Here is a 3902-nt window from a genome sequence, read left to right on the forward strand (position 1 = left end):
GCGCCAGCGTGCGGCCACGTGGCCGTCGGGACGCAGCAGGTAGACGGCCCCCTGCTGCGCGCCGAGCGCCGCGAACACCTGCGGCTCGGCATCGTCCGGCGACAGTTCGCACAGCGCGACCGGCAGCGGGCCGGCCTGAGCCTTTACAACCTCGGCGCGCAGCCCGCCTTCCGCCTGCGGGAGCTTCAGCAGCAGCACGGTGAAGGCGGGTCCGATCCGATTCGTGAGGTGCGCGCCATCGGCCAGCGCCTGCTCGGGCATCGCCTCGCCGGGGCATGGGCCGGCCGCCAGGTCGTCGCCCTCGCTCGACAGCGCCGATCCCGCATAGCCCACGGCCTCCGTTTGGCGCGGATTGATCAGGTTGGCGATGCCGCGGTGCGCACCCGACAGCGACAGCGCGGCCTCGCGCAGCAGGTCGAATCCGCGCGAAGGCGGCGACATGAACTCAGTGCTGCGCATCGCGTTCTCGGCGTTGATGTGGAAGGCCGCGATGCGCTCCTGCGAATAGCTGTCGAGCAGCGAGGCGTCGGACACGCCGCGCGCCACCAGCGCGAGCTTCCAGGCCAGGTTGTCGGCGTCGTCGAGACCCGAATTGAGGCCGCGCACGCCGAAGATCGGCATCGCATGCGCGGCATTGCCGGCGAACAGCACGCGGCCGTGGCGATAGCTCTCCAGCGTCATCGCGCCGGCGCGGTAGACCGAGGTCCAGACCGTGTGCCAGGGCAGGTGGCCTTCGCCGATGGCATCAAGATGCCGCTGCACGAACTCCTGCACCGCCGCGGGCTGCAGTGCCTCCTCGGTGCTCTGGCCGGCGCGCAGCTGGTAGTCGATGCGCCAGATGTCGTCGGGCTGCTTGTGCATCAGAACGGTCGAGCCCGGGTTCCACGGCGGGTCGAACCAGGCCCGGCGCTCGGTCGGATGCGTGCTGTGCAGCTCGATGTCGATGATCACGTAGCGGCCCTCGTAGCCGGTGCCCACCAGCTCGAGGCCGAGCGTCTTGCGCACGAAGCTCTGGCCGCCGTCGCAGGCCGCCAGCCACTGGCCGCGCAGGGCGTAGTCCCCGAGCGCATTGCGCACCGACAGCAGCAGGCCATCCGGCTCCTCCGTGAATCCGGTCAGCGTGCTGCCCCAGCGGATATCGATCAGGCCCGGCGCCGAGGCGTTGCGGCGGACGATCTCGTCCAGCAGGTATTGCTCGATGTAGTACTGCTCGAGATTGATCATCGGCGGCAGCTTCTGCCGCTCGTCGTGCGGCATCTCGAAGCGGAACACCTCCTCGGTCTTATAGAAGCTGCGGCCGCCGGTCCAGGGCAGGCCCTTGGCCAGGAAGGCCGGCAGCGCGCCGAGGCGCTCGACGATCTCCAGGCTGCGGCGCGAGATGCAGGCCGCACGGCTGCCGACGCAGACCGTGTCGTCGGCCTCCAGGATCACGCTGCGCACGCCATGGTTGGCAAGCCCGAGCGCCAGCGACATGCCGACCGGCCCGCCGCCGGCGATCACGACCGGGTGGCGGCCGGGCTCGACGCCCTGCGCCAGCGGCGGCAGCCAGGGCGCGAAGCGCGTGTAGTGGAAGGCGCCGACAGAAGGCGGCAGCTCGGCGGCCTCCGGTGGCAGAGGGCCGGTGGCGGCGTCGCCGGCCCGGGCGGCGGGGGGAATCACGGCAGTGGTGTTCATGGAAGGGGATTGTCCGGATGCGCCTGCAACGGCTGTGTCATAACTTCGTACGAAGTGATTACCCTAGGATTGCAATGAAGCGTTGGCCCGTGCGTGCCGACAGCGGGGCCCTGGCGGCGCCGGTCGTCAGCCGCGTGCTGGCCGGGATCGGCACGGCGCACTTGGCCGCGAGCTACCTGGCGGCCATGCACGAGGTGCTGCCGGTGACTTTCTGTACCGTGTTCGCGGCCGGCGCCAACGGCCGCATCGAAACCATCTCGGCGGCCAGCAGCTATGGCAATACGGCGGAACGCACCGCCGAACGCTATGTCGCCGAGCGCTTCGACCGGCTCGATCCGCACATGGCTTGGCTAGCCGGACGCAAGCTGCCGAAGCGTCCGCAACTCTGGCTCGGCCACCATCGCGCCGAAGAGGTCGAAGACCCGGCCTACCGGGCCGCCTGCTATGGCGATGTCGGCATTCGCGAGCGCGCCTCGGTGCTGCTGCTGCTGCCGAGCGGCCAGCGCGCCGCCGTGAGCTTCTACCGCAGTCTGGCCCAGCCCGACTTCGGGCCGGCGGACTTCGCGCTGCTCGAAACCCACGCCGCGCTGCTGGCCGACGCCACCGCCGCCCACGGCCGCAGCGCGGTCGCTGCCCGCGAGGCGGCGGAACCGGCGCTGGCCTCGCGCCTGCTGGGGCTGAGCCTGCGCGAACGCGAGGTGGTCGGCCACCTTCTGGCCGGCAAGACCGCCAAGGAGGCGGCGCGCGAGATCGGCATCGAACTGACGACGGTGCGCACGCACCAATACAGGGCGTTCCGGCGGCTGGGGATTCGGGGTTTGAAGGATTTGTTGCGCGGGGTGCCGGGCTGAGCACCGGTTACCGCGCCGCCGCCGGCGTCACCACTTCCTGGTCGATCGCGCCGAAAACCGACAGGCCGTCGCGGTCCTTCATCTCGATGCGGATGGTGTCGCCGTACTTCATGAACTCGGTGCTGGGCTGGCCGTCCTGGATGGTCTCGATGCAGCGCTTCTCGGCGATGCAGCTGTAGCCCTTGGGCCATTCCATCCGGCCCTTCTTCTCGACGCCCTTGTTGCTCACGGTGCCGCTGCCGACGATTGTGCCGGCGCGCACGTTGCGGGTCTTGGCGATGTGCGCGATCAGCTCGCCGAAGTGGAAGGTCATCTCCTCGCCGGCGTCGCACATCCCGACCTTGCGGCCGTTCCAGCTGCTCTGCAGCTGCAGGTGCACGCGGCCGCCCTGCCAGGCCTCGCCGAGTTCGCCCGGCGTCACCGCCACCGGACTGAAGGCGGTCGCCGGCTTGCTCTGGAAGAAGCCGAAGCCCTTGGCCAGCTCGGCCGGGATCAGGTTGCGCAGGCTCACGTCGTTGGCCAGCATCACGAGCCGGATGCCGTCGAGCGCCTGGGCCGGCGTGGCGCCCATCCTGACGTCGCCGGTGACCACCGCGATCTCGGCCTCGAAGTCGATGCCGAAGGCCTCGCTGGCGACGACCACCGGATCGCAGGGACCGATGAAGTCGTCGCTGCCGCCCTGGTACATCAGCGGGTCGGTGTAGAAGCTCTCGGGCACCTCGGCATTGCGCGCCTTGCGCACCAGCTCGACATGGTTCAGGTAGGCCGAGCCATCGGCCCACTGGTAGGCGCGCGGCAGCGGCGCCATGCACTGCGCCGGGTCGAAGGGGAAGGCGTGGTGGGCCCGACCGGCATTCAGCGCGTCGTAGAGATCCTGCAGCTGCGGGCTCATGAAGCCCCAGTCGTCGAGCACCTGCTGCATGCGGCTGGCGATGCCGGTGGCGTAGTGGGCGCTGGCGAGGTCGCGCGAGACGACGACGAGCTGGCCGTCGCGCGAACCGTCTTTGAGGGTGGCGAGTTTCATGGGTGGCGGCGGATGCCGGCGCGGCATCGCTACTAAACTGGTTGGACGGGCGGCAGTGTACCGAGGTGAACCTCTGGGCCGGCGTCCGCTCCATCCTCGATGCCCTCCGCCCCCCTGCCCGATGCCCCCGACTTTCCGCGCCCGCCCTGGCGCGGGCTGGCGTTGCTGACCGCGGTCGTGGCGCTGGTGCACCTGGCGCTGCTGGGGCTGGCGCCGCCGTTCACCGGAGAGCGCCCCTCGCCGCTGGCGAACACCTTCATCACGCGCAGCATCGTGATCGCGCCGCCGCCGGCGCCGCATCCGGAGCCCGCCGCCGCAACACCGGCGGCCAAGGCGCCGCCGCTGCCCCGGCC

Annotated in this window: 3 protein-coding genes and 1 pseudogene; 2 read left to right on the forward strand and 2 right to left on the reverse strand. The window is 70.6% G+C overall.

Going from position 1 to position 3902, the window contains the following annotated elements:
• Positions 1-1674 (reverse strand): FAD-dependent monooxygenase (locus tag AC1DY5_RS45775; RefSeq protein WP_478121022.1); only part of this gene is annotated, 1674 nt, incomplete at its 3' end.
• 74 nt (positions 1675-1748) lie between these two features.
• Between AC1DY5_RS45775 and AC1DY5_RS45780 the strand changes: the two genes are divergently transcribed.
• Entirely contained in the window at positions 1749-2525 is a 777-nt protein-coding gene (locus AC1DY5_RS45780) for a LuxR C-terminal-related transcriptional regulator (protein ID WP_478121023.1), read from the forward strand.
• A gap of 7 nt (positions 2526-2532) precedes the next feature.
• Here the strand turns inward: AC1DY5_RS45780 and AC1DY5_RS45785 are convergent, their stop codons facing one another.
• On the reverse strand, positions 2533-3549 hold the full coding sequence (locus AC1DY5_RS45785) for a fumarylacetoacetate hydrolase family protein (protein WP_478121024.1): 1017 nt from the start codon (positions 3547-3549) through the stop codon (positions 2533-2535).
• A 99-nt stretch (positions 3550-3648) separates the two neighbouring features.
• Between AC1DY5_RS45785 and AC1DY5_RS45790 the strand changes: the two are divergent.
• Positions 3649-3902, forward strand: a pseudogene (locus tag AC1DY5_RS45790) (DUF3108 domain-containing protein); the annotation flags it as partial.

This window comes from Variovorax sp. P4_D9 (assembly GCF_056401695.1).

Bases quoted from the DNA above. Each gene is read 5' to 3' on its own strand.
- AC1DY5_RS45785 (WP_478121024.1), bottom strand. From the start codon at position 3,549: ATGAAACTCGCCACCCTCAAAGACGGTTCGCGCGACGGCCAGCTCGTC.
- AC1DY5_RS45780 (WP_478121023.1), top strand. From the start codon at position 1,749: ATGAAGCGTTGGCCCGTGCGTGCCGACAGCGGGGCCCTGGCGGCGCCG.